Source organism: Williamsia sp. DF01-3 (genome assembly GCF_023051145.1).
Taxonomy (GTDB): domain Bacteria; phylum Actinomycetota; class Actinomycetes; order Mycobacteriales; family Mycobacteriaceae; genus Williamsia.
On sequence record NZ_JALKFS010000005.1, the window covers coordinates 2,233,112 to 2,258,449 of the forward strand.

At 64.1% G+C, this 25,338-nt stretch carries 27 protein-coding genes, 1 tRNA gene and 1 pseudogene; 18 read left to right on the forward strand and 11 right to left on the reverse strand.

All coding sequences use genetic code 11. The annotated features are described in order from the left end of the window. The first annotated feature begins 5 nt into the window (after nucleotides 1–5). Together MVA47_RS12760 and MVA47_RS12765 are read left to right on the forward strand one after the other, a co-directional pair. On the forward strand, nucleotides 6–242 hold the full coding sequence (locus MVA47_RS12760; RefSeq protein ID WP_247208222.1) for a hypothetical protein: 237 nt from the start codon (nucleotides 6–8) through the stop codon (nucleotides 240–242). Then, nucleotides 221–958 (forward strand): SIMPL domain-containing protein, encoded by a 738-nt coding sequence (locus MVA47_RS12765; protein WP_247208223.1) that lies wholly within the window; start codon nucleotides 221–223, stop codon nucleotides 956–958. The genes MVA47_RS12760 and MVA47_RS12765 overlap by 22 nt, the downstream gene beginning before the upstream one ends. Before the next feature lie 19 nt (nucleotides 959–977). Here MVA47_RS12765 and MVA47_RS12770 read toward each other — a convergent pair whose 3' ends face one another. The 5 genes from MVA47_RS12770 to MVA47_RS12790 all read right to left on the reverse strand — a co-directional run bounded on the left by MVA47_RS12770 (nucleotide 978) and on the right by MVA47_RS12790 (nucleotide 4,285). Further along, nucleotides 978–2,387: a carotenoid oxygenase family protein gene (locus tag MVA47_RS12770; protein ID WP_247208224.1), complete on the reverse strand. Its 1,410-nt coding sequence runs from the start codon at nucleotides 2,385–2,387 to the stop codon at nucleotides 978–980. Further along, entirely contained in the window at nucleotides 2,384–2,692 is a 309-nt protein-coding gene (locus tag MVA47_RS12775; RefSeq protein WP_247208225.1) for a hypothetical protein, read from the reverse strand. Before MVA47_RS12775 ends, MVA47_RS12770 begins: the two co-directional genes overlap by 4 nt. Before the next feature lie 130 nt (nucleotides 2,693–2,822). After that, entirely contained in the window at nucleotides 2,823–3,245 is a 423-nt protein-coding gene (locus MVA47_RS12780) for an organic hydroperoxide resistance protein (protein WP_030170834.1), read from the reverse strand. Continuing rightward, nucleotides 3,245–3,721: a MarR family winged helix-turn-helix transcriptional regulator gene (locus MVA47_RS12785; protein WP_062800674.1), complete on the reverse strand. Its 477-nt coding sequence runs from the start codon at nucleotides 3,719–3,721 to the stop codon at nucleotides 3,245–3,247. The genes MVA47_RS12780 and MVA47_RS12785 overlap by 1 nt, the downstream gene beginning before the upstream one ends. A 45-nt stretch (nucleotides 3,722–3,766) precedes the next feature. Beyond that, nucleotides 3,767–4,285, reverse strand: a complete 519-nt coding sequence (locus MVA47_RS12790; protein WP_247208226.1) for a DUF664 domain-containing protein — start codon at nucleotides 4,283–4,285, stop codon at nucleotides 3,767–3,769. A 132-nt stretch (nucleotides 4,286–4,417) separates the two neighbouring features. Between MVA47_RS12790 and MVA47_RS27055 the strand changes: the two genes are divergently transcribed. Genes MVA47_RS27055 through MVA47_RS12805 form a run of 3 tightly spaced genes read left to right on the forward strand, consistent with a single transcriptional unit; the run spans nucleotide 4,418 to nucleotide 6,356 of the window. Beyond that, complete coding sequence (locus tag MVA47_RS27055) at nucleotides 4,418–5,386, forward strand: alkaline phosphatase D family protein (RefSeq protein ID WP_247208227.1); 969 nt, start codon at nucleotides 4,418–4,420, stop codon at nucleotides 5,384–5,386. Further along, complete coding sequence (locus MVA47_RS12800) at nucleotides 5,383–6,099, forward strand: hypothetical protein (RefSeq protein WP_247208228.1); 717 nt, start codon at nucleotides 5,383–5,385, stop codon at nucleotides 6,097–6,099. Before MVA47_RS27055 ends, MVA47_RS12800 begins: the two co-directional genes overlap by 4 nt. A 53-nt stretch (nucleotides 6,100–6,152) precedes the next feature. Beyond that, a complete protein-coding gene (locus tag MVA47_RS12805; RefSeq protein ID WP_081906863.1) occupies nucleotides 6,153–6,356 on the forward strand; it encodes a DUF2945 domain-containing protein in 204 nt (67 codons plus the stop codon). Nucleotides 6,357–6,517: 161 nt separating this feature from the next. On the opposite strand, the gene MVA47_RS12810 is transcribed toward MVA47_RS12805, so the two are convergent. The 3 genes from MVA47_RS12810 to MVA47_RS12820 form a co-directional block, all read right to left on the reverse strand. Beyond that, the gene (locus tag MVA47_RS12810; protein ID WP_020108824.1) at nucleotides 6,518–6,721 is read right to left on the reverse strand and encodes a cold-shock protein; all 204 of its coding nucleotides are present in this window, start codon (nucleotides 6,719–6,721) and stop codon (nucleotides 6,518–6,520) included. A 156-nt stretch (nucleotides 6,722–6,877) separates the two neighbouring features. Continuing rightward, a complete protein-coding gene (locus tag MVA47_RS12815) occupies nucleotides 6,878–7,081 on the reverse strand; it encodes a DUF3072 domain-containing protein (RefSeq protein WP_030170844.1) in 204 nt (67 codons plus the stop codon). Nucleotides 7,082–7,159: 78 nt separating this feature from the next. Then, entirely contained in the window at nucleotides 7,160–7,639 is a 480-nt protein-coding gene (locus MVA47_RS12820; RefSeq protein WP_247210743.1) for a carboxymuconolactone decarboxylase family protein, read from the reverse strand. 340 nt (nucleotides 7,640–7,979) lie between these two features. Between MVA47_RS12820 and MVA47_RS12825 the strand changes: the two genes are divergently transcribed. From MVA47_RS12825 to MVA47_RS12840, 4 genes are read left to right on the forward strand one after another with little or no spacing between them, the layout of a single operon-like run. Then, nucleotides 7,980–8,627 carry an ABC transporter permease gene (locus MVA47_RS12825; RefSeq protein ID WP_023962993.1) on the forward strand — a complete coding sequence of 216 codons (648 nt, stop codon included), beginning with the start codon at nucleotides 7,980–7,982 and terminating at the stop codon, nucleotides 8,625–8,627. Nucleotides 8,628–8,674: 47 nt separating this feature from the next. Next, nucleotides 8,675–9,877: a betaine/proline/choline family ABC transporter ATP-binding protein gene (locus tag MVA47_RS12830; protein ID WP_281505238.1), complete on the forward strand. Its 1,203-nt coding sequence runs from the start codon at nucleotides 8,675–8,677 to the stop codon at nucleotides 9,875–9,877. Then, nucleotides 9,874–10,644, forward strand: coding sequence for an ABC transporter permease (locus MVA47_RS12835; protein ID WP_247208229.1), 771 nt, complete (start codon nucleotides 9,874–9,876; stop codon nucleotides 10,642–10,644). Before MVA47_RS12830 ends, MVA47_RS12835 begins: the two co-directional genes overlap by 4 nt. Further along, on the forward strand, nucleotides 10,641–11,648 hold the full coding sequence (locus MVA47_RS12840) for a glycine betaine ABC transporter substrate-binding protein (protein ID WP_247208230.1): 1,008 nt from the start codon (nucleotides 10,641–10,643) through the stop codon (nucleotides 11,646–11,648). Before MVA47_RS12835 ends, MVA47_RS12840 begins: the two co-directional genes overlap by 4 nt. A gap of 2 nt (nucleotides 11,649–11,650) precedes the next feature. Here MVA47_RS12840 and MVA47_RS12845 read toward each other — a convergent pair. Next, nucleotides 11,651–11,724 (reverse strand) — tRNA-Leu (locus tag MVA47_RS12845). Between the two features lie 261 nt (nucleotides 11,725–11,985). Between MVA47_RS12845 and MVA47_RS12850 the strand changes: the two genes are divergently transcribed. The 6 genes from MVA47_RS12850 to MVA47_RS12875 all read left to right on the forward strand — a co-directional run bounded on the left by MVA47_RS12850 (nucleotide 11,986) and on the right by MVA47_RS12875 (nucleotide 18,769). Then, nucleotides 11,986–12,657, forward strand: coding sequence for a TetR/AcrR family transcriptional regulator (locus tag MVA47_RS12850; protein ID WP_247208231.1), 672 nt, complete (start codon nucleotides 11,986–11,988; stop codon nucleotides 12,655–12,657). A gap of 30 nt (nucleotides 12,658–12,687) precedes the next feature. Next, complete coding sequence (locus MVA47_RS12855) at nucleotides 12,688–13,866, forward strand: oxygenase MpaB family protein (RefSeq protein ID WP_247208232.1); 1,179 nt, start codon at nucleotides 12,688–12,690, stop codon at nucleotides 13,864–13,866. Nucleotides 13,867–13,998: 132 nt separating this feature from the next. After that, entirely contained in the window at nucleotides 13,999–16,281 is a 2,283-nt protein-coding gene (locus MVA47_RS12860; RefSeq protein WP_247208233.1) for an MMPL family transporter, read from the forward strand. After that, the gene (locus MVA47_RS12865) at nucleotides 16,232–16,930 is read left to right on the forward strand and encodes a TetR/AcrR family transcriptional regulator (protein ID WP_247208234.1); all 699 of its coding nucleotides are present in this window, start codon (nucleotides 16,232–16,234) and stop codon (nucleotides 16,928–16,930) included. Before MVA47_RS12860 ends, MVA47_RS12865 begins: the two co-directional genes overlap by 50 nt. Nucleotides 16,931–16,977: 47 nt before the next feature. After that, nucleotides 16,978–17,739: an SDR family NAD(P)-dependent oxidoreductase gene (locus MVA47_RS12870; RefSeq protein WP_247208235.1), complete on the forward strand. Its 762-nt coding sequence runs from the start codon at nucleotides 16,978–16,980 to the stop codon at nucleotides 17,737–17,739. A 157-nt stretch (nucleotides 17,740–17,896) separates the two neighbouring features. After that, the gene (locus tag MVA47_RS12875) at nucleotides 17,897–18,769 is read left to right on the forward strand and encodes a Bax inhibitor-1/YccA family protein (RefSeq protein ID WP_023963012.1); all 873 of its coding nucleotides are present in this window, start codon (nucleotides 17,897–17,899) and stop codon (nucleotides 18,767–18,769) included. Between the two features lie 79 nt (nucleotides 18,770–18,848). On the opposite strand, the pseudogene MVA47_RS12880 reads toward MVA47_RS12875, so the two are convergent. Both MVA47_RS12880 and MVA47_RS12885 read right to left on the reverse strand, forming a co-directional pair. Further along, nucleotides 18,849–20,068 (reverse strand): annotated as a pseudogene (locus tag MVA47_RS12880) (acetyl-CoA C-acetyltransferase). Nucleotides 20,069–20,176: 108 nt separating this feature from the next. After that, nucleotides 20,177–21,088, reverse strand: coding sequence for an SGNH/GDSL hydrolase family protein (locus MVA47_RS12885; RefSeq protein WP_247210745.1), 912 nt, complete (start codon nucleotides 21,086–21,088; stop codon nucleotides 20,177–20,179). A 60-nt stretch (nucleotides 21,089–21,148) separates the two neighbouring features. Between MVA47_RS12885 and MVA47_RS12890 the strand changes: the two genes are divergently transcribed. The 3 genes from MVA47_RS12890 to ilvA all read left to right on the forward strand — a co-directional run bounded on the left by MVA47_RS12890 (nucleotide 21,149) and on the right by ilvA (nucleotide 25,325). Beyond that, nucleotides 21,149–22,537, forward strand: a complete 1,389-nt coding sequence (locus tag MVA47_RS12890) for a cystathionine beta-synthase (RefSeq protein WP_023963018.1) — start codon at nucleotides 21,149–21,151, stop codon at nucleotides 22,535–22,537. A gap of 82 nt (nucleotides 22,538–22,619) precedes the next feature. Continuing rightward, nucleotides 22,620–23,792, forward strand: coding sequence for a cystathionine gamma-synthase (locus tag MVA47_RS12895; RefSeq protein WP_030170888.1), 1,173 nt, complete (start codon nucleotides 22,620–22,622; stop codon nucleotides 23,790–23,792). Between the two features lie 318 nt (nucleotides 23,793–24,110). Next, entirely contained in the window at nucleotides 24,111–25,325 is a 1,215-nt protein-coding gene (gene ilvA / locus MVA47_RS12900; protein ID WP_247208236.1) for a threonine ammonia-lyase, read from the forward strand. The last annotated feature ends 13 nt before the right edge of the window (nucleotides 25,326–25,338 follow it).

Consider the following 25,338-nt stretch of genomic DNA (forward strand, 5'->3'; position numbering starts at 1 on the left):
TGCACATGGTTGAGGGCGCTGCCGTCAAGGGCGGATGGGGGCCGGGTGTCGGCAGTGGTTACCTCGTACGGCAGCTTGCGATCGTGCCGACAGCCACCGGCGACGTTGCGATCGCGATGGCCACCACTGCCGATTCCGGCACTTTCGAGGCCGGAACGGCGATCCTCGATACTGTCAGCGCATGGCTGACCACTCGTCTCGACCAACTTCCCGCCGGCGTATGCGATCAGGCCGTCCAATAGCGCGAATTGCCTGTGCCTTGACCAGCTCCGCTCTGGTGCTCGCGGTCGCTGTGGGGTGTGGCAGCGACGAACCGTCCGATCCCGGGAACCAGAGGTCTGTGACGGTTGTCGGCAACGGCGAGGTGAAGGGCGCTCCGGATACCCTGCGTGCCGATCTCGGGGTGGAAGCAACGGGCGACGACGTGTCCGGTGCCATCAACGCGGCGAACGCGAGCATTCAGGCACTGACCGACGCGGTGGTCGACGCCGGTGTACCGCGGGAGGACGTGCAGACCCAGCAGGTCACTCTCACCCCGGACTACTCGACTCCCTCTCCAGGGGGCTCCAGTGCGATCACGGGCTACCGTGCCACCAACTCTCTTCGAGTCGAGATCCATGATCTGGCAAAAGCTTCCGATGTGCTGACGGCAGCGGTCAATGCCGGGGGCGATGCCACCAGGATCAGCAACGTGTCGTTTGTGATCGACGACGACTCAGAGCTCGTGACCAACGCGAGAGAGCAGGCGTTCAACGACGCGCGAGAACGCGCGCAACAGTATGCCGGCCTGTCCGGAGACGAGCTGGGCAAGGTGTTGACCATCGATGAAACCACAAGTGGCCAAGAGGTTTCGGCGTCCGATCAGATGCGGTCGGCGATGGTCGACACTGCAGTGCCGCTGGAACCCGGACAGCAGACAGTCAGCTTCACCGTCACGGTGAAGTGGCAACTGAAATAGCCGGTACCCCTGCGATGTCCTATCTGGGCGAGCCCGGAACCCAGCATCCGTGCAGGCCCGCGGGTACGCGGATGGGAAGGTCGATGGTGCAGAGCGGGCCGGTCTCCGGACTGTCTTCGGGGAAGATGTAGAAGGCAGACAACATCGTTTTGATGTCGGTACCGATGGTCCCCCAGTAGTTGTTGGTGTCGCCGGACATGAAGATCGGTTCACCGACGCTGACCGATCCGGAGTCCCAGAACGTCTGGCCACCCGACGTCAGGTTGTCGAAGAACACGGTGTTGACGCCGTCTTGCGCACCGGGCATGTGTCCGGCGGTGGCGATGGCATCGTGTGGCCGGGTCAACAAACGGTCGTCGACCCTGGGGAACTCGACATCGGAGTCGCTCAAGATGGTGTGCGTGCACCGCCCGTTGGACGGGTCGAGCACCGTGCGCGTGATGTTGCCGACGGATGGATCGTCCGAGATGCCAAGGGCTTCCGGCTGATTCCACCAGACGTAGTCGATGACCACCTCTCCGGTGGGGGTGTCGTAGGCGTTTGCGAAATGCCACACCCAGAATGCCTCAGTTTCGATCCATCTCACCGCCGAACCGTCCCGGGGGACGAGCGCTATCCGGGTGCCGAGTTCGGGTTGCCATTCCAGTGGCGACCCTCCGGTGGCGAATGCCCCGAAGATGTCGAACTTCAGCGGACAGACGAAGATGACCGCGTACTTCTCGGTCAATGCCATGTCGTGAATCATCATTGGTGCGTTCACGCCGTCGATCGCTGTGGGCGGACGGGTGCATTTCCCGTCTGCGGACACCACCGACCAGGTGAGGTAGGGGGCCTCGAACGCATAGTTGAACAGGACCATCTCGCCATTGGACGGATCGATCTTCGGATGCGCGGTGCTCCCGACAAGTATTGCGCCATCACATGTCTCGCGGCCGATCGTGCTGAGGTCGGCAGGGTCAAGTGCATACGGTGGAGCGGTCTCGGCCATGGCCAGCAATCGACCCGCATGTTTGACGACATTGATGTCGGGAAGATCGCGCCCGGTGTTCGCCACGCCCGGACCGAGGTCGTCGGCAGAGGGGGAATACGGGTCGAAGATTCCCGACCACAGGGCATGGCCGGCCTTCTCCTCGGCGATCACCGCCGGGGTTCGGACGAAGCGGTTCCGGTATCCCGCTGTGATGCCGTCGAAGTCGACCTGATGAACCATCGCGTCGCCGTCAAGCGGGTACTTGTAACTCCCGATCGGATCGAAGCGAGGGTTGGGCCCGTTGCGGAGATAGCTCCCGACCAGGTCCGTGGGGAGCTCACCGGTGATCGCGAGACCGGTGACGTCGACTTCTTGTCGCTGCGGGGCAAACACCCCAGACAGGTAAGGGTGGTTCGCCATGTCGACCACTGCGGGCCGGGGAACGTGGGGTGAGGTCATTGCATCGGCCGCTGGGTGCTGTCACGGGCGGCGGCGAGACCGGCGAGTAGTGCGTCGACCTTCTCGCGATTCGCCACCGGTGTCATCAAGCCGACAAAGGGAGGGCGGTCGAACGTCAACGTGACCTGGATGAGCTGTTCTCGGTCGCCGCCGAACAGCTTCTTGCGGCGATCGATTTCTTTGACATCAGCGGAGACGAAGGACGCCGCCGGGAGCCGCGTCTTAGACGTGCCTCCGCGAAGCTTCTCGAACCATTCGCCGTCGAGCACAACGGTTTCGTTGGACAGGCCATGAATCTCGATCATCGGTCGCCTTCCTGCAGCCCGGTCGATGGGCGCAGAACCGATGGGTCGAACACCACGACGGCCGCGCCGCGTGAATTGTAATACGCGGACACGGCCGTTCGGGGGTTATCGATCATGCACTGAGCACGCTTCAGTCGTCGGTCACAACCAGGTTCACGTCGATGTTTCCGCGGGTGGCGTTGGAGTAGGGGCACACTTCGTGAGCCTTCTCGGTCAGTTTCTGTGCGGTGTCGTGGTCGACGTTCGGCAGCGTCACCTCTAGTTCGACCGCGAGCCCGAAGCCGCCGTTGTCGAGGCTGCCGATGGAGACGCGTGCGCCCACGGCCGAATCGGACACATCCGCTTTCTCCTGGCCGGCCACCAACCGCAGGGCGGAGTGGAAGCATGCGGCGTATCCGGCTGCGAACAGCTGCTCGGGGTTGGTGCCGACGCCGTTGCCGCCCATTTCCTTGGGGATCGAGAGTTCGAGGTCCACTTTGCCGTCAGAAGTGCGGGCGCGGCCATCGCGACCTTCTCCGGTGGCGAGTGCCTCCGCGGTGTAAATAGCTTTCATCACAATGCCTTTCGTTGTCGGTTCTTCTCATCGCCGGCTTGAGCGGCGCCAGCCTGTCGTAACGCGGCGGTCAGCAACTGGGCCGCGTCACGCAAGTTCGTCAGTTCGAGCTCTGTCAGATCGGTTGCCGCGAAGAGATTTTCAGGTATGCACTCTGCGCGGCGTTCGAGGTCACGGCCCTTGTCGGTCAACGTGATCTCCACCGATCGCTCATCGGCGGGAGTCCGTTGACGCACCAAGAGGCCGGCCGACTCAAGGCGTTTGAGCAACGGGGAAAGGGTTCCCGAATCCAGCTGAAGCCGTTCACCGAGCCGTCGGACCGTGATGGGTTCGTCCTCCCACAGAACCAGGAGAACCAGGTATTGGGGGTAGGTCAGACCGAGTTCGTCCAGAATCGGCCGGTAGGCGGCCGTTGTTGCCCGCGACGCCGAGTACAGCGCGAAGCAGAGTTGCTGATCAAGCCGAAGTGCGGACATGCCAAAATGGTAGACAACAATTTAATTGTGCACAACCAAACAGCGTCAGGAGGTGGTCGAAACCCGGTCGAACAGTCCGGCGATGTACGCGGCCTGCCCGGCGTGCTGCAGGTCATCCGAGATGACGCTGATGAGACGCACCGCGAGCGTGACCGGCGGATCCCAGCGATCGTCCACGATCCGGTCGAGATCGTCGGAGTCGATGGTCTTCAGGTACGACAGCGTGCTCGCATGCACTGCATCGTGATATCCGAGAAGGTCTTGCGCGTTCGCGACGACCTGCCCGACCTCATCTGATGTCTGCCCGTAGCCGATTGCGCCGGTGTCGAAGGGAAGCGCGAACCGCGCCTCCCACCCGTCGCCGGTCCACACCTGTTCGGTCCCGGCAACCTCAGCGACGTGGTCGTCTTGCACCCGGGTGAGATGCCAGATCAACCAGGCGATCGAGTTGGCCTCCGGATCAGGCCGGTAGCTGAGGGCGGATTCCGGAAGATCCTGGAGTGTCTCGTGGACAACCTCCTTGATCCGGTCGAACGCGTCGGTCAGGAGGGCAGATTCGTTCACGGTGTTCCTTCCGTCAAGTTCTGGTGGTGCGCTCTCCACACTTACCCCGCGAAACCGTCTTCATGGGCGCCGGAGTGAGGGCGTGACCTCAGAAATGGTGCACATCGGACCAATCGGTGGAACCGTGTGAGTGTGAGCAATGAAATACCGACCCTCGTTCTCGGACCCATCCTTCGCTACGTGGACAACACGCGGGCCACCATCTGGGTGGAGACCGATCGTGAGTGCACCGTGGAGGTGCGGACATCGACCGGCCAGAGCGGTGCCGAGAACACGTGGTCCGTACACGAGCACCACTTCGCCATCGTGCAGTTGGTCGACCTGCCCTCCGGCACTGTCGTCGACTATTCGGTGACGTTGCGATCGTCCGCGGATCCGGTGGTCGAGGCCGCGCCCACGGTGGCGGCCGGCGGTACATTGCGGACCGCGGCCGAGGACGATGCCCTGACAGTTGCGTTCGGCTCGTGCCGGCGCGGCGATACATACGACGAGGACCGGCTCAAGGCGATCGGAGCCGACGGGCTCTCCGGTCTGGCCGCACGGGTGAAAGATCAAGACGCCGAGCAGTGGCCGCAGTTGCTTCTGCTTCTCGGGGACCAGGTGTACGCCGACGATCCGTCCCCCGAGATCAAAGAGCGACTGCGCGAACGCCGCGAGACCCAGAAGGATCCGGAACTGGGCGAGGAAGTGCTCGAAGAGATCTGCGACTTCGAGGAGTACACCTGGCTGTATCGGGAGTCGTGGGGCGCCGAGCAGGTCACCGGGCTGATGGCCACCATCCCGAGCTGCATGATCCTCGACGATCACGATCTACGCGACGACTGGAACTCGTCGCTCGATTGGCGAAAAGACATCGAGCAGAAGCCGTGGTGGCACCGACGGGTGGTCGGGGCATTCTCGTCCTACTGGATCTACCAGCACCTCGGCAATCTCTCGCCGGACGAGCTGCAGAACGACAAGCTCTACCTGGCCGTGCGCGGGCGGCCTCGGCCGAGGAACGCGAAAAGCTGCTGTCGGACTTCTCGCTCCGCGCCGACAGCGAGCCGACATCGGCGCGTTGGAGTTATGTCCGCGACCTCGGGAACACCCGGATCATCATGATCGATTCGCGCTGCTCACGTGATCTGACCCCCGAACGGCGTGCGATGCTCGACGAAGCCGAGTGGAAGTGGTTGCGCGAGCAGGCACTTGGGACCGATGCACGCCACATCGTCTTCGGGACGTCATTGCCCTACCTGATGTTGCCTGCGCTCCATCACCTCGAGCAGTGGAATGAAGCCGTCGCGCAGGGCGCGTGGGGCAAACGCTGGGGCAAGGTGGGGGAGAAGCTGCGGCTCGCTCTGGACCTCGAGCACTGGGCCGCCTTCGGCAAGTCGTTCGAAGACATGGTCGGTCTGGTCGAAGAGATCGTCGGTCGTCCCAATCCGCCCGCGAGTGCCTTGTGGTTGTCCGGCGATGTGCACTGTTCCTATGTCGCCGAGGCCGAGCTGACCCGCACCTCGACCGACTCCACGGTGCTCTACCAACTGACCATGTCGCCGTTCCGGAATCCCCTTGACCTGCCCATTCGGGTGGTGAACCGTCTCGCGATCCGGAAGCCGATGGTCCGGTTCCTGCGATTCCTCGCCCAGCGGGCCGGGCTGGAGGACCATCCGATCACCTGGCAGGCCGAGGCGGGCCCCTGGTTCGACAACGGCGTGATGTCGCTGCGGCTCGAGGGTGACACCGCATCTGTGCGGGTCGACCACGCGCAGACCGGCCCTGGAGGGTCGCAGAAGCTGGTGCAAACCCACCAGATGCAGCTCACGACCTGATCGGTCGGCCGGACGGCGCCGTCGTCCGGCCGCGCATCGCTACCCTCGGATACATGAGCATCAGTAAGAACGATTCAGTGTCATGGAATACCCCGCAAGGCGAGACAGAAGGGAAAGCCGTCGAGAAGAGAACAAAGCCTTTTACTTTTTCAGGTCAAAAATTCAATGCAAGTGATGACGAACCCTATTGGATAGTCGAGTCCGCAAAGAGCGGTTCGAAGGCCGCGCACAAAGAATCGTCATTGAAGAAGAAATGACGTACCCGTATTCGCTCGCGGTCAAACATCCATGAGGGAGTGTCGACGGCGAAACGCCTTGCCGGAGAGGTCTGCTCGGCTGAGCTCAGCGGCAGTGAAGACAAAAAGTGGGTGACCGGCGATTTCTCGCTGGTCACCCACTCTTTGGAAGTCTGGCGATCTCAGATCGCGGTTACTCCGGTGGCCTGCGGGCCTTTAGCGCCCTGGCCGATCTCGAACTCGACTCGCTGATTCTCTTCGAGGGTGCGGAAGCCGCCGCCCTGGATCTCAGAGTAATGAACGAAGACGTCATCCGAACCGCCGTCGGGGGCGATGAAGCCGAAGCCTTTTTCGCCGTTGAACCATTTCACAGTTCCCTGTGCCATATTAAAGTACTTCTCTCTTTTTTCCTGCAGAGCGCATGAACACGCCCCTGCACATAGTGTTGCACGGATTGGGCGAAAGCGATAGCGCAAGGGCGAAAAATGTTCGCGCGTCGTCGCTCGGGCATCAGGCTGGGCTGATGAACGCGGTGTTCGTGGCTATTGGCCGCGGCCGGTCTCGCTCTGCAGCTTGTCGATCATCTCCGAGGCCTGGGCCTTGTTGAGGTCGTCCGGGACCTCTTCGCCGGCTTCCTGAGCCAGGGTTTCGAGGTAGCTCTGTTGCGGTCCGGTGGCCGGCTCATCGCCGGTGACCCAGTCGGAGGGGTCCTTTTCGGGATTCTGCTGGATGTTTGATTCGCTCATGTGTTCGACGGTACCCGTCGGCCGAGGATCGGGCCACCGAAGATTCGAGATCGGGCGCGCTGAATCGCAGTTGGTCGGTCAGTGGTCCGGCAACACGCACACGGTGTCGATGCCGAGCACCCGGTTGAGGCGACCGAAGGCGAGCCATGAACCGAGGCACATGCTCAGTACGACTATCTCGGCCTGGCTGTAGGCGGCGGTCATCCTCTTCCAGAAGTCGTCGTCGAGTCCGTGGTGATCGAGGGCGTATCGCTCGGCATACTCAGCGGCCAGCCGCGTACGGGTGTCGAACGCGTCGGTGGTTCGCCACGCGGTGACCGCCTGGTCGAATGAGTCCTCGACCTTCGTCCCGTCCCGTTCGGTGCGCCAATCCTGGCAGAACACACATCCGTTGATCTGCGCAATCCGCAGTCGGGCGGCTTCGAATTCGCGGAGTCCGAGGGTGCTGTCGGAGTACACCTTCATCGCAAAGGTGGACGCGGCAACTCCGATGCCGGGCACCATCTCACCCCATACATAGGAGATCGGGTCTTTGTCCTGGGGAACGTCGATGATCATGACGGCGCCGTCCTTGCGGTTCGTGTCGACCACGGCATCTACCGCGTCGTCCGCAGTCCAGAATAAGGAACACGTTTCAGTTTTCGGCCCGATCGGCGCAGCCGCGTGTGGTGAAGGTGTTTCGCTCATCGTGATTTGAAGGCTTGCTCAGCCGCACCGGGTGGCCGCCACGTGCAGGTTTGCCGCAGCGGCAGTGGACGCTGTGAGCCTTTTTCCGAGAAGCGATGTTTGGCGCGGTCGTGGTCGGACAACATAATGACGAACACGTCGCGGCGGCTCCCCGCCGAGACGGCGGCGATGTCGCTTGTTGGCCGAACGACCGAGGGAAGCGGGGCATCGCTTGGACGCGTTGTGGGACTACATCACGTCGCACCAATCGCAATTGGTCTTCGACTCGTATCAACACGTCAGTGCGGTCATGCAGAGCGTTGTCATCGCGACGGTCATCGGAGTGGTGATCGGATTGCTCACCTACCGCAACGACATCGCATCCAACCTCGCCACATCCATCTCCAGCGCCGTGTTGACCGTGCCCTCGTTCGCGCTGTTGGGGCTACTCATCCCGCTGGTCGGGCTGGGTGTCATCCCGAGTATCACCGCGCTGGTGCTGTATTCGCTGCTGCCCATCATCCGCAACACCATCGTCGGCATGAACAACATCGAGCCTGCGCTCATCGATGCGGCACGGGGCATCGGTATGGGCCGGCTGATCACCCTCGTACGGGTTGAACTCCCCTTGGTCTGGCCGGCGATCCTCGCAGGCATGCGGCTGAGCACGCAGATGGCGATGGGCGTCCTGGCGATCGCGGCGTATGTGAAGGGGCCGGGGCTGGGGAACCTGATATTCGCAGGTCTTGCCCGCGTCGGTAGCCCGACCGCGGTTCCGATGGCGCTGAGCGGCACGTTGCTGATCGTCATACTCGCCCTCGTTCTCGACGCTCTCTACGTACTTCTCGGACGACTCACAACGTCGAAAGGCATCCGGTGACAGAACATCCAGCGGCCGCACCACAGTCCGCCACGGCTTCCAAGGCCCTGCGTACCGAGAACCCGACCGGCGTGCAGATCACGCTCGACCATGTCTCCAAGACCTACCCGGGGTCCAAAACACCTGCGGTGGACGATGTGTCGCTGCACATCCCGGCCGGTGACGTCGTGGTGTTCGTGGGCCCGTCTGGGTGCGGCAAGACCACCACGATGCGGATGATCAACCGGCTCAGTGAGCCCACGTCGGGAAAGATCACGATCGGCGACAAGGATGCGTTGTCGATCAAACCCACCGAGTTGCGACGTTCGATCGGCTATTCGATCCAGCAGGCCGGCCTCTTCCCGCACATGACGATCCGGCAGAACATCGGCCTCGTTCCAGGACTGCTCAAGTGGGACAAGAAGCGCATCGCCGATCGTGTCGACGAGTTGCTCGACCTGGTCGGACTCGATCCGGCCCAGTATGCGAGCCGGTACCCGCGGCAGTTGTCCGGCGGCCAGCAGCAGCGGGTCGGCGTCGCCCGTGCGCTGGCGGCAGACCCACCCGTCCTCCTCATGGACGAGCCCTTCGGCGCCGTCGACCCGATCACCCGCAGTTCGCTGCAGGACGAACTGCTGCGTCTGCAAAGCGAATTGGGTAAGACGATCGTCTTCGTGACACACGACTTCAGCGAGGCGGTCAAACTGGGCGACCGCATCGCGGTGCTGGGTCAGCAGTCGAAGATCCTGCAGTACGACACCCCTCAGGCCATCTTGGCCAATCCCGCCGACGACACCGTCGCCGGTTTTGTGGGAACCGGGGCTTCGCTGCGGCAGCTGGGTCTTGTCCGGGTCAAAGACATCGACCTCGAGACCCGGCCCACCGCGCACGTCGGGGAGGCCGTCGACACGCTGCGATCCGAACTCGCAGCGAGTGAACATGATTGGGCTGTCATTCTCGACAACCGCGAGCGGCCGGTGAGCTGGGTGCGGGAGAACCGTCTCCAGCAGGCCCGCACCGTCGAAGAGTTCGCCGAACCGCTCAACGAGTGGATCAGCGTCCAGGCCACCTTGCAGGATGCACTCGAGGCAATGCTGGCCGAGGATCACGCCTCCGCGGTGGTCACCGGAGCAGGTAGTCGATACCAGGGGGTGGTGACCCTCGAAACGCTCATCACGACCATCACCAACCTCCGCAAAGCGCCGGCCGATGGCGCCCACACCGATTCGGACGCCCCAGGCGCCGCGGGCTCGTCGGACGCCGCGCGATGACCACTGCCGTCGAGGCGCCGGCGCCCTCCATCAGCGTGGCGGACAAGCTCCGCCTGATCATCCAACCCATCCTTGTGGTCATCGTCGCAGCCGCCGTCATCTTCTGGGCGTTCAGCCGCGACCTGACGGCCACGCAGAAGGTGAACATCAGCGCCGGCAACGTGACGACACTGGTGTGGCAGCACCTGCTGATCACCATCACAGTGACACTCATCGTGGTCGTGGTGGGAGTTCCGCTGGGCATTCTGGTCACCCGCGGGCGCGCGCGACTGCTTCGTCCGCCGTTCATCGGGGTGGCGAACATCGGGCAGGCAGCTCCGGCAGTCGGTCTGCTTGTGCTGCTCTTCCTGTGGACAGGTGAGACCGGCTTCTGGATCGGCGTACTGCCGATCGCGGTGTACTCATTGCTCCCGGTGTTCAGCAGCACGATCCTCGGCATCGACCAGGTGAACAAGTCGCTCATCGACGCGGGTCAGGGACAGGGTATGTCCCCGTCGTCGATTCTCTTTCGGGTGGAACTGCCGCTGGCGGTGCCGTACATCCTCGCCGGCCTGCGGACGTCACTGGTGCTGGCCGTCGGAACTGCGACACTCTGTTTCCTCGTCAATGCCGGGGGGCTCGGAGTGCTGATCGACACCGGATACAAACTCCGCGACAACGTCACCCTGATCCTCGGCAGTGTCCTCGCGGTCTGTCTGGCACTCCTCGTCGACTGGCTCGGCGCCTTGGCCGAGCACTACCTCGGACCGAAAGGGGTGCGCGGATGACCACAACGCCTCGTTCGGCGCGTGGGTTTCGCCGTCTCTTCCCGTCGATCATCTTCGCGCTGGTGTGTGCGGTAGTCCTGGGGGCCTGTGGCCTGTCGTCGGGCGGCGCGGTCCCGCTGAAGGTGGGCCCGGGTTCGATCACGGAGAACGAGGGACTCAAGGGCGTCAAGATCACCGTGGGATCGAAGGAGTACACCGAGCAGGTGATCCTGGGATACATCCTCGAGTTCACCCTCGTGGCAGCGGGCGCCGACGTGCGGGACATGACCGGCATCGTGGGGTCGCGCAGCACGCGGGACGCGCAGTTGGCGGGTCAGGTGGATGTGGCGTACGAGTTCACCGGCAACGCGTGGATCAACTATCTCGGGCACGAGAAGCCCATCGCCGATACGCGCGAGCAGTTCGAAGCCGTTCGGGATGAGGACCTCGCGGCCAACGACATGATCTGGCTCGAACCCGGTCCGATGGACGACACCTATGCGCTGGCCGCCAGCAAGAAGGTCGTCGACGAGACCGGTGTGGCGACACTGTCCGACTACGCCGAGCTCGTCAAACGCGATCCGGCGGCCGCGGCGACGTGTGTCGACACCGAGTTCCGCGCCCGTCAGGACGGCTTCCCCGGCATGGCCGCCGCCTACGGTTTCGACCCGGCTCAGGCTCAGACCCCGATCCTGCAGGTGGGCATCATCTACCAGGCGACGTCGACGGGCAGCCAGTGCAAATTCGGTGAGGTGTTCACCACGGACGGTCGTATCGCCGGTCTGGGCCTGGTTGTTCTCACCGACGACAAGCAGTTCTTCCCGCACTACAACCCGTCGGTGACGATGAAGGAGAGCTTCTTCGAGAAGCATCCCGAGATCGCCCCGGTGACCGCTCCGGTCACCGCGGCACTCACCAACGAGGTGATCACCGATCTGAACAAGCAGGTCGATGTCGATGGCCGGGATCCGAGCATCGTGGCGCGCGACTGGATGGTGTCCAAGGGGTTCATCACCAAGGAATAGGGTGCCCCCAGTCGGATTCGAACCGACACTTGACGGATTTTAAGTCCGGTGCCTCTGCCGATTGGGCTATGGGGGCGTTCCCGGACACAGGACCCGGGCGAGACCAGAATCTCACGGAAGCTCAGGGCCGCCGCGGGGCCCCCGGCCGAGTTGGGCCGGAAGCCGGTCTGCACGCTGCCGAGCGATCGGCGGCCCAGGAGCTGACCTGCGAGACAAGCTGTTTCGACCTGCGCAAGTGGACGGTGACGGCCGGCTCACTCGCCGCGGGCATGTGACGAATCGCCGTAATTGACCTCGGGCAACTATGTGAGGCAAGGAAAGTGGCAAACTGAACGGCATGTCTGACGGATCAACTCGACGCAGTCGCGGCCGACCGCCTGGCCCCGGTGTCGATCCTGGGGCACGGCGTGAGGAATTGCTTGATGCCGCTGAGGCGGAAATCATCGAAAACGGGGTCGACTTCGGTCTCGCCGGTGTCGCGAAACGAGCTGGTCTGACCCGCTCGGCCGTGTACGCCGCGTTCGCCGATCGCAGCGATCTCCTGGCCGCACTCGCGCAGAGACACACCCAGAACCTCGTCTTAGAGGTCGGGACCATGGTGAACACCCTGCACGACCCCAAGGAACAGACGCGGTCGGTGATCGACATCCTCGCCCGGTGGATGGAGGACAACAGCAAGCTCGCGGCTGTTCTGGCACCACGCATGCAGGTCGGCGTCGGTTCGGCCGAGGTCACCGGGTTCATCGAGAAGGTTCTGGACATCGCCCTGGCACAGCTCGGGGCCGACACCCGGGCGTCCGGGCCGTGGGCGCGTGCCCTGGTCGGAGCCATCTGGACCGCCGTGGATTGGTGGAGCAAAACGCCGACCATGGATCGCGCCGAACTCGTCGATCACATCACCGAATTGATCTGGGCCGGGTTTGCCGGTGTGGGCGGCGAACGGGTGCAACTGCCCGAGGTCGAGCTGCCGATCGAGACCGATGAAGCCGGAGAAGTCGCCAAGGGTTGACCACGGGCGCCTTTAAATACACCATGACCTATGGGTGCATCGGAGATCACAGGCGCAGCGAATTGGGACGTCGTCCGCGAACGGCACCCTGACCTCGTAGATCGGCTCGAAGCCGGGCTGCATGTCGGTGATCCTCTGGCAGACGATGTGATCGACGAGATGCTTGCTCTTGATGACTACGGTTGGCGAGACATCCTGCGAATCCTGGACGATCCGCTCGGTCTGATCGACGACGCGCCGCACTGTTTGCGGGCTCTGCTCGATGCTGCGTCGACGCCGCCGCCGTGGTTCGACTCGGCCGTCGCTCAAGCGGGTGGTCGAGCGTGGTGGAAGTTCGGAACCCTTCAGTCCAGCACGCTCTACCAGTCGTTGATCTACGGTTACCAAGCGCGCGGATTCGTCCGGCCGCTCGCGGCCACCGGCCGATTCGAGGAGCACACCTACGACCGCGTGCTGGGCACCGGTCGCTGGATCGCGCTGGCCACGGCACCGGGTCAGATGCTGCCCGGCAACGCAGGTTGGGCGCAGACTCTCCGGATCCGTTTGGTCCACGCTATGGTCCGACACCACCTGGTGACCGAGGGTGGCTGGGATGTGGCCGAGTGGGGAGTCCCGATCAGTCAGACGTACAGCGCCCTGACGATCGGTGGCGGCTTCCTGGCCTTGCCGATGAAAGTCGCCCGCGATCTCGGCATCCAGTACTCGGCAGCCGAGCACGAAGCGATCGCGCATCTGTGGCGCTGGATCGGCTGGGTCATCGGGGTGGATGAGCAACTGCTTCCCAACAACTTTGGCGCCGCCAACGAATTGTTCGATGTGGGAGCACAATTCGACCTCGAACCAGACGAGGCGTCGAAGACCTTGACCCGGGCGTTGCTGCGGGAAGGCTACCGGATCGACATCCCGTTGATGCCGGGTCCGTTGGCCACGATGATGACTTCGGTGCTGCGGCCCATGTTGTCCGTGTCGTTTTCATCGATCTCGACGCGCTGGATGGACAAACCCTCCGCGGGAAAGATGGGCCTTCGCCGCACGCCGTTGCATCACCTCGTCGATGTGGCCAGACCGGCGGTTCGCGCCCGCGAGGTGGCACGGGTGATCGGGCTGCTCGGCGACGAGGATCGGGTGGTCCGGCGCGAGATGCGGGTTGTCATGTGGGGCCTGGGCATGGACGCTCAACAGATCGCCCACGGGGATTCGGTTGCGTAGTGCCCGTGCTCTCGTCGGGCATGGGTTGCAGACGGGTTCTCAATCATTAGCGCTGGTAAATGGCATTGACCCCCTAAGATAGTGCTGATAACTTAACGGCGATCACTTGAGAATGACTCGAAAGGATCTGCCGTGTTGTCCTCGTTGGCCCGTGGCGTCATCGCCGCCCCGAAGCGCGTCCTGGCCGGAGCGCTGCTGTTGCTCATCATCTGCGGGGTCCTCGGCTCGTCGGTGTCCGGCCATCTGGCCGCCGGCGGTTTCCAGGACCCGGACTCCGAATCGGCCAAGGCGATTGAGGTGATGAGCGACACCTTCGAGCGCGGGGGGCTGCAGGTGGTCATCCGCCTGCACGAGCCGGGCACACCCAACATCTCCGACAGCGATACTGCGCGGACCGCGGCGGACGCCGTGGAGCGCGAACTCGAGTCGTTGAGTTTCGTGGAGAGACCGATCATCTCGGCGTGGAACAATCCGGAAGCAGCAGCAGCGCTCATCTCCGAAGACCGCACGTCCGGTCTGATCACGTTCACGGTCGCGGGGGGCGACAAGGACGCTGCCGGCAACGGCAAGAAAATCGAAGAGCGTTTCAGCGCCCCGTCTTTCACCAGCCAGTTCCCCGGGATCGACGTTCTCGTCGGTGGGCAGGCGATGGTCTACTCGCAGGTCAACGAACAGACCAGCCGTGACCTGTTCGTCGCTGAAGCGGTGGCGATCCCGATCAGTTTTCTGCTTCTCATCTGGGTGTTCGGAGGACTCACCGCGGCAGTGCTACCGCTGGCGATCGGTATCTTCGCGATCATCGGAACCACCGCTGTACTGCGAGGATTCACACTCTTCGCCGACGTGTCCGTCTTCGCCCTCAATCTGACGACGGCCATGGGGCTCGCGCTGGCCATCGACTACACGCTCTTGATCATCAACCGCTACCGAGAAGAAGTGCAGGCTGGACGGGACCGGGATGACGCTCTTGTCGTCACGGTCGCTACGGCAGGCCGCACAGTTCTGTTCTCCGCTGTGACAGTGGCCTTTTCGCTCGCTGCGATGGCGATCTTCCCGATGTACTTCCTGCGGTCGTTCGCCTATGCGGGACTGGCCGTGGTGGCGCTGGCCGCCGGCGCCGCGCTTGTGGTGGCACCGGCACTCATCGCGGTACTCGGCCCGCGCATCGACTCACTCGATGTGCGCAGGCCCATCCGAAGGCTTTTCGGCCGAGACGAACCGCATGTGCCCGAACCCGAAGAGTCGATGTGGTACCGCTCCACACAGTTTGTCCTGCGTCATGCCGTCCCGGTCGGGTTGGCCGTCGTCGCGTTGCTCCTCGTCCTGGGTGCCCCGTTCCTCGGCATCAAGTTCGGCTACCCGGACGACCGTGTGCTCCCGGAGTCGGCGTCCGCGCGCGTACTCGGCGACGAACTGCGAGAAGACTATTCACAGAACGCATCCGCGTCCGTCAACATCGTGATCCCGGAGGCCCGCGACCTCGACGAGCCCACGATGTCGCGGTATGGCCAGGACCTCTCCCAGGTGGCCGACGTCACCGCGGTCACCACCCCGGTCGGAACGTTCGTCGACGGACAACGGGTGGGCAACGGTGGCAACGACATGACCGCCGACAACGCCGCCTATCTCACCGTCTCCTCGACTGTCGATCCGTTCTCCGAACGCGGTCAGGACCAGCTCGACGCGCTTCGTGAGGTGCCTGCACCCGCCGAGACGTTGTTCAGCGGTCTGGCACAGCAGAACATCGACAACGTCAACAGCATCATCGACCACCTCCCCGAGGTGTTCGTTGTCATCGTCGTGACGACGTTCATCCTGTTGTTCCTGCTCACCGGTTCGGTGCTGCTACCGGTGAAAGCGCTGGTGCTCAACGTGTTCTCGCTGACGGCGACATTCGGCGCGATGGTCTGGATCTTCCAGGACGGCAATCTCGGAGGGCTCGGAAGCACCACCACCGGCACGCTGATCGCCAACATGCCCGTACTCATGTTCTGCATCGCTTTCGGGTTGTCGATGGACTACGAGGTGTTCTTGCTGTCGCGGATACGGGAAGAGTGGCTCAAGTCCGGCAGGACAAGGGCGGACAACGACCACGCGGTCGCGTACGGCCTGGCACGAACCGGCCGGGTTGTGACGGCCGCCGCGCTGCTGATGGCCATCGTTTTTGCCGGAATCGCCTTCTCGCAGGTGTCTTTCATGCGGATGTTCGGTGTCGGTCTCGCGCTGGCGGTCTTGATGGACGCGACGTTGATCCGCATGTTCCTCGTTCCTGCATTCATGAAGATTGCCGGTCGGGCAAACTGGTGGGCACCGGCGCCCCTGCGCAAGTTCCATGACAGGTTCGGTCTGAGTGAGGAAGGTGGCCATGACAGTCGAGCGACTGAGGCGCCGCAGGTCCCCTCGCGGCTCGGGTGAGCAACTGCGCGCGGAGATCCTCACCGCTGCAACCGAATTGCTTCTCGAGAGTGGAGACGAGTCAGCGGTCTCGATCCGTGCTGTCGCCAATCGGGTGGGGGTCACTCCGCCTTCGATCTACATCCACTTCGCCGACAAGGACACACTGATCGACGAAGTGGTCGCGCAGTACTTCACCCGACTGGACGAAGTGATGCGGGCTGCCGGTGCCGAGCACGAGGACAGCTGGGAAGCGGCACATGCGCAGGGGATGGCCTATGTGCGTTTTGCGGTCGAGAACGCGGAACTGTACCGGGTGGCGACCATGAAGGTCTGCGCCGAGGGCACCGATGCCGATGCCGTTCTCGGGCAATCGGCTTTTGTTCATTTTGCCGAGACGATCGAGCGTTTGATGGACGAGGGGTTTGTCGACAAGGGCGACCCGACCCCTGTGGTGCTCGAGTTGTGGACCGCCGCACACGGAGTCGCCGCGTTGATGATCGCAAAGCCTTACATTGCGATCGGCGACGATTACGAACTCGCCGAACGGGTCCTGACATCTGTGTGCCTCGGACGGGCCACCAAGGACTTGATCGGTGGAGACGTCGGGCCCACGAAGATCCGCGACTTCATCGTCGAACAGCGAAGCCGCCGAGGTCCCGATTCGTGACTCCATTCACGGGGTGAACGTGTTCTAGTTTCGCTAGTGTCTGCTGCATGGGAGTTCTGGACGGCAAGGTTGCATTGATCACCGGCGGCGGCAAAGGGGTGGGCTTCGGCATCGCTTCGGCACTGAGCAAGGAAGGTGCCGACATCTTCATCTGCGGCCGTCACGAGAAGCCGTTGGCCGCGGCCGCCGAGAAACTGCAAGCCAACGGTGTGCGGGCAGAGTACCTGGTGGGCAACGTCAGCGAGGCCGACGATTGCTCCACCATCGTCGAGGCGTGCGCAGAACGGTTGGGCGGGGTGGACATCCTGGTGAACAACGCCAACGACGCTATGCCGATCCCGCTACTCGACGTGTCCGACGACGACTTCACCAGGTTCTTCCGAACCGGACCGCTCGCCGTGTTGCGGTTGATGAAGGCCTGTCATCCGCTGATGGTTGCCAGAGGTGGGGGATCGGTGATCAACCTGGTGACGTCCTCGGCGGTCCGCTGGGACATGGCCACATATGGACCCTATGCCGCCGTCAAGGAGGCGACGCGCTCGTTGACCCGGGCGGCGGGCTGCGAATGGGGTAAGGACAACATCCGCGTCAACGCCATTGCGCCGCATGCCATGACGCCCTCGTTGCAGTGGTGGACCGAGACATACCCAGAGGAGGCCGAAGCGTTTGTCAAGAGCATCCCGCTGGGCCGAATCGGTGATGCCGAGCAGGACATCGGTCGTATCGCGGTGTTCCTGTGCGGCACGGATGCGGCGTATCTCAGCGGTGTGACAATCCCCGCCGATGGCGGTCACAGCCGGTGGGGCTGACCAGATCGATGCTCTGAGCCGACTTTTCGGCCCGGCAGCTGATCCCACAGGGGAGTCGACTGCACCGAAGTTCAAGAGAAGGTAAAGTCGGAACTCGATAGCCACGCCGCTCGTTGAGCGTGCATAAGTGGGATCACTTGATGAAGGGACCAAAACGGTGCGTGAAAGCAGCAATCCGGTGATGCGTGGAGTAGTGCGCAGCAACCAGGGACCCGGCGGCTACGCCGGCTTTGGCGCTGGTGCAGCCGGCGCCGGCCAGGGCGCGATGTGGAATCAGCAGACGGGGCAGCCGCCTGCCGATCCGTTCGCCCGTCCAGGGCAGCAGGTCGGATCGCGAACCCTGACCATCGACGACGTCGTGATGAAGACAGCCGCCACCCTCGGTGTCCTCATCCTCTCTGCGGCCGTCTCGTACTTCCTGGCCAGTCAGAACGAAGCATTGGCGATGCCGCTGATGCTGATCGGCGCGCTGGGTGGCCTCGGTCTCGTCCTCGTCGCGACATTCGGTCGTAAGCAAGACAATCCGGCCATCGTGCTCAGTTACGCGCTGCTCGAAGGTCTGTTCGTCGGTACGGTGTCGTTTGTCTTCGCCAACTGGGTTGTTGCCGGCGACGTCAGCGCCGGTGTCCTGATCGGCCAGGCGGTACTCGCGACATTCGGTGTCTTCGGCGGCATGCTGATCGTCTACAAGACCGGCGCCATCCGTGTCACCCCGCGGTTCACCCGGATGATCTTCGCGGGCCTGATCGGCGTGCTCGTCCTGATCCTCGGCAACCTCGTCATCGGGTTCTTCAACGGTGGCGACGGACTGGGCCTTCGTGACGGCGGACCGATCGCGATCATCTTCTCGCTCGTGTGCATCGCGCTCGCGGCATTCAGCTTCCTGATCGACTTCGACGCCGCGGATCAGCTGATCCGTTCGGGCGCACCGGAAAAGGCGGCCTGGGGCATCGCTCTCGGACTCACCGTCACCTTGGTGTGGCTGTACGTCGAGATCCTGCGCCTGCTGAGCTACTTCAACTCGGACTAGTTCGAGAGCGCTTCGGCGACCAGAACCACAAAGAGCCCCGCGACCACCGGTCGCGGGGCTCTTTGTGTCTGCAGAGTGATCAGCTGAGACGTTCGAGCACCATTGCCATGCCCTGTCCGCCGCCGACGCACATGGTCTCCACACCCAGGCTCTTGTCCTGTGTGCTGAGGTTGTTGAGCAGCGTCGCGGTGATGCGGGCACCGGTCATGCCGAACGGGTGGCCGAGGGCGATCGCGCCGCCTGAGACGTTCAGCTTGTCGTGGTCGATGCCGAGCTCGTTGGCCGAGCCGAGGACCTGGACCGCGAAGGCTTCGTTGATCTCGAACAGATCGATGTCGCCGATGCCCAGTCCGGCGTACTTCAGCGCCTTGCGCACGGCCTCGATCGGTCCCAGGCCCATGATCTCGGGGGAGAGGCCTGTGGCTGCGGTGGAGACGATGCGGGCCAGCGGGGTGAGGCCGAGTTCCTTGGCCTTGGTGTCGCTCATGACCACCAGCGCGGCAGCGCCGTCATTGAGCGGACACGCGTTGCCGGCCGTGATGGTGCCGTCGGGACGGAAAACCGGCTTGAGCTGACTGATCTTCTCGTACGTGGTGCCGGCTCGGGGACCGTCGTCGGTGGTCACCTTGGTGCCGTCGGCGAGGGTGAGCGGCTCGATCTCGCGTTCGAAGAAGCCCGACTTGATGGCTTCCTCGGCACGGTTCTGGCTGCGCACGCCCCAGTGATCCTGATCTTCACGTGAGATGCCCGTGAAGGTGGCGACGTTCTCGGCTGTCTGGCCCATCGGGATGTAGACGTCGGGGATCAGGCCTTGTTCACGCGGATCACTCCATGTGCCTGCGCCGCCGCCGTGGCCTTGTCGGTGCGTTCCATCGCTTCGGCGAACATCGGGTTCTTGGTGTCGGGCCAGCCATCGGCGCTGCCGGTGGCGAAGCTCGACACGCTCTCCACACCGCCGGAGATGAACACGTCGCCCTCGCCCGCCTTGATGGCGTGGAACGCCATGCGGGTGGTCTGCAGCGACGACGAGCAGTAGCGGTTCACCGTGACGCCGGGAACGTGGTCGAGGCCGAGTTGCACGGCAACGGAACGGGCGATGTTGAAACCGGCCTGCCCTGCGGGCTGCCCGCTGCCCAAGTGCAGATCATCGATGTCTGCGCGGTCGAGCGATGGCACCTTGTTGAGTACGGCTTCGATCATCTGGCGGGCCATCTCGTCGGGCCGCAGATCTTTCAGTGACCCTTTGTTCGCGCGTCCGATCGGTGAACGGGCGGTGGCGACGATGACTGCTTCTGGCATATGGACTCCCTGTCGAATCAAGTTGAACACGCAAGTGTTTAAGGGTTTCTGATCGAACGTTACGCCAGCTGGAGAACGCGCATGCCGGGACCTGACCGCTCGCTGAGATCAACGATGCCGGGCAGCGCGTTCCACGTACTCGCGCATCCGGCGGCTCCACCGGTTGTCCTCCGCGATCGCGGAGACCTCGGGTGGGTCCGGTAGCGGCCCGCTGCCCCATTCGCCGACGGCCGCGAGGACGGCGGGCAGCAGAGTGCGCGCGGCCAGCTCGTATCCCGCTGCCGACGGGTGATAGTTGTCGGCCGACAGCATCCGATCGGGCGCGGCCAAGAACTCGCGGGCAAGGAGATCGGCGAGGGGCACCGGCTTGCCGCCGGCGGCGGTGGTCTCGACGGCCTGCGCCGCGGCCAGACGCAGGCCCCACTGGCGGATCACCGTGCGCAACGGCTGCGGGATCATCGCGACCACACCGAGGTCGGGACATGTGCCGACCACCACATGCGCGCCCGCATCGCGCAGCCGCCGTACCGCTGAACCCAGCCGTTTCGCCGACGCGCGGATCCCGCTGGTGCTGGTGACGTCGTTGGCCCCGATGAAGATCACCGCGACGTCGGGCGGCGGGCCGGCGATGAGCATGGCGTCCACCTGACCGGACAGCCCACGCGACGTCGCACCGACGATCGCCTTGGTACTCAACCGGATACGCCGACCCGTCTCGTCGGCGAGCATTCGCGTCAACTGGACGCCGGGTGTCTCGTCGGCGACCTCGGCGCCGAGACCGGCCGCCGTCGAGTCGCCGAAGATCATCAGGTGCAGATCAAACGGTTCGCTTCGCCGGAAACGGATCGGTCCGGCACCGTCGGGGCCATAGATCCCGTCGCCGTTGGGTGCGTTGTCGGTGCGGTGCGGGATGACTGTGCGCGCTGCTCGCGCCTGGCCGTTGAGGAAGGTCCACGCACCCCACCCTGCACCTGCCGTACCCGCCGTGGCGGCCGCGGTTGCTGCGAGGTCGCGAATCATCCGCTGCCTTGATCCGGACACAGCTCCAACATAATCGAACGCGTCTGGGACCATGGAGTCATGCGCATCGCAAGTCACGTCGTCGATCTGATCGGGAACACACCTCTGGTCCGGCTGAACTCGGTTGTCCAACCGGGATCTGGCCTGGTCGCCGCCAAGATCGAGTACCTCAACCCAGGCGGTAGCTCCAAAGACCGCATCGCCGTCAAGATGATCGACGCCGCCGAGGCGTCGGGCGAGTTGAAGCCCGGAGGCACCATCGTGGAGCCGACCTCCGGCAACACCGGCGTGGGGCTCGCCCTGGTTGCCCAGCAGCGGGGCTACCACTGCGTGTTCGTGTGCCCCGACAAGGTCGGCGAAGACAAACGGAACGTGTTGCGTGCCTACGGGGCCGAGGTCGTGGTGTGCCCGACTGCGGTTCCGCCCGAGCACCCCGACAGCTATTACAACGTCTCCGATCGCCTCACCAGGGAAATCGAAGGCGCGTGGAAGCCCAACCAGTACGCCAATCCGGCAGGACCGGAAAGTCACTACGAGACCACCGGCCCCGAGATCTGGAACGACACCGACGGCAAGATCACCCACTTCGTCGCAGGCGTGGGCACCGGCGGAACCATCACGGGCACCGGCCGCTACCTCAAAGAGGTGTCCGGCGGGAAGGTCAAGATCATCGGCGCCGACCCCGAGGGATCGGTGTACTCGGGCGGCACCGGTCGTCCCTATCTCGTCGAAGGTGTCGGTGAGGACTTCTGGCCCACCGCCTACGACCCGGCGATCCCCGACGAGATCATCGCGGTCTCCGATGCGGACTCTTTTGAGATGACCCGGCGGCTCGCCCGCGAAGAGGGACTGCTCGTCGGTGGCTCCTGCGGCATGGCGGTTGTCGCCGCACTCCAGGTCGCCGAACGTGAGGGCCCGGACGCGCTTGTGGTGGTGCTGCTGCCCGACGGTGGACGTGGCTACATGGGCAAGATCTTCAACGACAGGTGGATGAGCAGCTACGGCTTCCTGCGCACCCCGCTCGACGGCAACGCCAAGAAGGAACCGCTTGTCGGCGACGTGCTGCGCGGCAAGTCGGGAGCGCTGCCCGACCTGGTGCACACCCACCCGTCCGAGACGCTGCGTGACGCCATCGAGATCCTGCGCGAGTACGAGGTGTCGCAGATGCCCGTCGTCGGGGCCGAGCCACCGATCATGGCCGGCGAGGTCGCCGGCGCGGTCAGTGAACGCGAACTCCTCAGCGCCGTGTTCGAGGGCCGGGCAAACCTCGCCGATCCGGTCAGCGCTCATATGGGTGAGCCGTTCCCCCTGATCGGCTCGGGCGAACCGGTGTCGGCGGCCACAAAAGCGCTCAGCGACACCGATGCCCTGATGGTCGTCGAAGACGGCAAACCGATCGGCGTCATCACCCGGCACGACCTGCTGGCCTTCGTCAGCTCGATCGGCTAGCCAGACCAGGTCACCCAGGGCGGAAACCGGTTCGCATCGGCCGAACTGCAGGCCGGGCGGGCCGGGCTCTACCCTGGATGTCATGAGTGAGCAGCGCAGCAAGACCGACTCGCACAACTGGCAGGGATTCTCCACCAAGGCGATCCACGCCGGTTACGAACCCGACCCGGCGACAGGTGCGGTCAACGTACCGATCTACGCCAGTTCGACCTTCGCCCAGGACGGTGTCGGAGGCATGCGCGGCGGCTTCGAATACGCGCGTACGGGCAACCCCACCCGTCAGGCACTCGAGGCCAACATCGCGGCCCTGGAAGAGGGCAGCTTCGGCCGGGCCTTCGCCTCGGGCATGGCCGCCACCGATGCCCTCCTGCGTGCAACGCTGCGTCCCGGCGACCACCTGGTGATCCCCAACGACGCCTACGGCGGCACGTTCCGGTTGATCGACAAGGTGTTCAGCCAATGGGGCATCGAGTACTCGGTCGCGCCGGTCACCGACGTCGACGCCGTGCGTGCCGCGATCCGACCCAACACCAAACTCGTCTGGGTCGAGACACCCACCAACCCGTTGCTGAACATCGGTGACATCGAGGCGCTCGCCGCAGTGGCCCACGAAGCGAAGACAAAACTGGTGGTGGACAACACCTTCGCGTCGCCCTACCTTCAGCGACCGCTGACACTCGGCGCCGACGTGGTGCTGCACTCGACCACCAAATACATGGGCGGGCACTCGGACGTGGTAGGCGGCGCACTGGTCACCGACGACGAACAGCTCGACGTCGACATCGCCTTCCTGCAGAACGGCGCCGGAGCAGTTCCGGGACCGTTCGACGCCTACCTCACCATGCGGGGCATCAAGACACTCGGCGTCCGGATGGATCGGCACAGCGACAACGCCGAAAAGCTCGTGGAGTTCCTCAGCTCCCATCCCAAGATCGACTCAGTGCTGTACCCGGGCCTTCCCAACCACCCCGGACACAAGGCCGCCGCCAAGCAGATGACCAGATTCGGTGGCATGATCTCGGTGCGCGTTTCCGGCGGATCGGAAGCAGCACAACAGTTCTGCGACCGCACCGAGGTGTTCACCCTCGCCGAGTCACTCGGCGGCATCGAATCCCTCATCGAACACCCCGCCGCGATGACCCACGCCTCCACCGCCGGCTCACTGCTCGAGGTTCCCGCCGACCTCGTCCGCCTGTCGGTCGGGATCGAAGACATCGGTGACTTGATCGGAGACCTCGAGAACGCGCTGGGTTAGTCTGCTCGCTGTGCTGGTCTGGCTCGCTTCGCTCGCGGGTGAGTGGTCCCCAGGTCGCGTGCTCTTCCTTCGTCGACTCAGTCGCTGCGCTCCGTCGCTCCTCTGTCCAGAGCACGCGGGGCCACTCACAGTTTGAACATCGCTTCGCTCGTTCGCTTGGGGTGAGCGAGCGAAGCGGTGCGAATACCGGCGTGCGGCCCGCGTCGTCTGGACTGAGGATGAGCGAGCGCCAGCGATGCGAAGACGAGGGAAGACGACGCGAGAACGGCCGCGCGCCACGCGCGCGCCAGCGCGCCAAAACTGAAGCATGATGGTCTGATGAGTGCACAGCCGCTGGTGGACCTGGCCCACATCGACCGGGCGGTGCAACTGCTGGCACCGGTGATGCGCCGGACTCCGGTGGTTGCGTCGCGGGCGCTGTCCGAACGTTGTGGTCATGATGTCTGGTTGAAATGCGAAAACCTGCAGCGCACCGGATCATTCAAACCCCGGGGTGCGTATCTGCGGATCGCCGGGCTCGACGAGGAGCAGCGGGCACGGGGTGTGGTCGCGGCCAGTGCGGGCAATCATGCCCAAGGGGTCGCCTGGTCCGCGGGCACGCTGGGAATCTCGTCGACCGTCTTCATGCCCACGGGAGCGTCGCTCCCGAAGGTGGCGGCCACCAGGGCGTATGGCGCAGACGTCATGCTGCACGGTGCCACGGTCGACGAAAGTCTGGATGCCGCAATTGCTTTCGCCGACGAGACGGGGGCCGTGCTGATCCACCCGTTCGATCATCCGGACATCGTGGCCGGGCAGGCCACCGTCGGCATCGAGGTGCTCGAACAGATGCCCGATGTGGGAACAGTGCTGGTGCCGTTGGGTGGTGGCGGTCTGCTCGCCGGCGTCGCAGCCGCGATCAAGCTGCACAACCGCGCCATCCGGGTCATCGGGGTGCAGGCGGCGGCCGCTGCTGCGTGGCCGGATTCGCTGGCCCAGGGTGGCCCCGTCAAGGCGACGTCGATGAACACGATGGCTGACGGTATCGCCGTGGCCAAACCCGGAGTAGTGCCGTTCGCCCATGTGTCCGAACTTGTCGACGAGGTGGTCACGGTCAGCGAAGAGGCGATCTCCCAGGCGCTCGTCCTGGTACTCGAACGCGCCAAGCTGGTGGTCGAACCGGCCGGCGCCACAGCGGTCGCTGCCATCACCAGCATTCCCGACCTACGGCTCGACGGGCAGGTGTGCGTGGTCCTTTCGGGCGGCAACATCGACCCGCTCCTGCTGACGCAGGTCACCACCCATGGCTTGCGGGCGGCCGGTCGATATCTGACGATCACCGCGACTGTCCCGGATCGTCCCGGCGGCCTGGTTGCCCTGTTGGAGCTGCTGCGTGACATCGGGGTGAGCGTGGTCGACGTCATCCACTCCCGCGTCAGCGGCGAGCTGAGACTCGGCGAGGTGGAAGTGACCGTGAGTCTGGAGACCAAGGGGCCCGAACACCAGGCACGCGTACGCGCGGCGCTCACCGAATCCGGGTACTCGTTCACCTGACCGCACGCGCGGG

Bases quoted from the DNA above. Each gene is read 5' to 3' on its own strand.
- MVA47_RS12805 (WP_081906863.1), top strand. From the start codon at position 6,153: ATGAGCATCAGTAAGAACGATTCAGTGTCATGGAATACCCCGCAAGGC.
- MVA47_RS12865 (WP_247208234.1), top strand. From the start codon at position 16,232: ATGACAGTCGAGCGACTGAGGCGCCGCAGGTCCCCTCGCGGCTCGGGT.
- MVA47_RS12890 (WP_023963018.1), top strand. From the start codon at position 21,149: ATGCGCATCGCAAGTCACGTCGTCGATCTGATCGGGAACACACCTCTG.
- MVA47_RS12835 (WP_247208229.1), top strand. From the start codon at position 9,874: ATGACCACTGCCGTCGAGGCGCCGGCGCCCTCCATCAGCGTGGCGGAC.
- MVA47_RS12800 (WP_247208228.1), top strand. From the start codon at position 5,383: ATGATCGATTCGCGCTGCTCACGTGATCTGACCCCCGAACGGCGTGCG.
- MVA47_RS12760 (WP_247208222.1), top strand. From the start codon at position 6: ATGGTTGAGGGCGCTGCCGTCAAGGGCGGATGGGGGCCGGGTGTCGGC.
- MVA47_RS12775 (WP_247208225.1), bottom strand. From the start codon at position 2,692: ATGATCGAGATTCATGGCCTGTCCAACGAAACCGTTGTGCTCGACGGC.
- MVA47_RS12855 (WP_247208232.1), top strand. From the start codon at position 12,688: ATGGGTGCATCGGAGATCACAGGCGCAGCGAATTGGGACGTCGTCCGC.
- MVA47_RS12850 (WP_247208231.1), top strand. From the start codon at position 11,986: ATGTCTGACGGATCAACTCGACGCAGTCGCGGCCGACCGCCTGGCCCC.
- ilvA (WP_247208236.1), top strand. From the start codon at position 24,111: ATGAGTGCACAGCCGCTGGTGGACCTGGCCCACATCGACCGGGCGGTG.
- MVA47_RS12820 (WP_247210743.1), bottom strand. From the start codon at position 7,639: ATGATCATCGACGTTCCCCAGGACAAAGACCCGATCTCCTATGTATGG.
- MVA47_RS12815 (WP_030170844.1), bottom strand. From the start codon at position 7,081: ATGAGCGAATCAAACATCCAGCAGAATCCCGAAAAGGACCCCTCCGAC.
- MVA47_RS12770 (WP_247208224.1), bottom strand. From the start codon at position 2,387: ATGACCTCACCCCACGTTCCCCGGCCCGCAGTGGTCGACATGGCGAAC.
- MVA47_RS12785 (WP_062800674.1), bottom strand. From the start codon at position 3,721: ATGTCCGCACTTCGGCTTGATCAGCAACTCTGCTTCGCGCTGTACTCG.
- MVA47_RS12895 (WP_030170888.1), top strand. From the start codon at position 22,620: ATGAGTGAGCAGCGCAGCAAGACCGACTCGCACAACTGGCAGGGATTC.
- MVA47_RS12885 (WP_247210745.1), bottom strand. From the start codon at position 21,088: ATGATTCGCGACCTCGCAGCAACCGCGGCCGCCACGGCGGGTACGGCA.
- MVA47_RS12810 (WP_020108824.1), bottom strand. From the start codon at position 6,721: ATGGCACAGGGAACTGTGAAATGGTTCAACGGCGAAAAAGGCTTCGGC.
- MVA47_RS12870 (WP_247208235.1), top strand. From the start codon at position 16,978: ATGGGAGTTCTGGACGGCAAGGTTGCATTGATCACCGGCGGCGGCAAA.
- MVA47_RS12765 (WP_247208223.1), top strand. From the start codon at position 221: ATGCGATCAGGCCGTCCAATAGCGCGAATTGCCTGTGCCTTGACCAGC.
- MVA47_RS12840 (WP_247208230.1), top strand. From the start codon at position 10,641: ATGACCACAACGCCTCGTTCGGCGCGTGGGTTTCGCCGTCTCTTCCCG.
- MVA47_RS12780 (WP_030170834.1), bottom strand. From the start codon at position 3,245: ATGAAAGCTATTTACACCGCGGAGGCACTCGCCACCGGAGAAGGTCGC.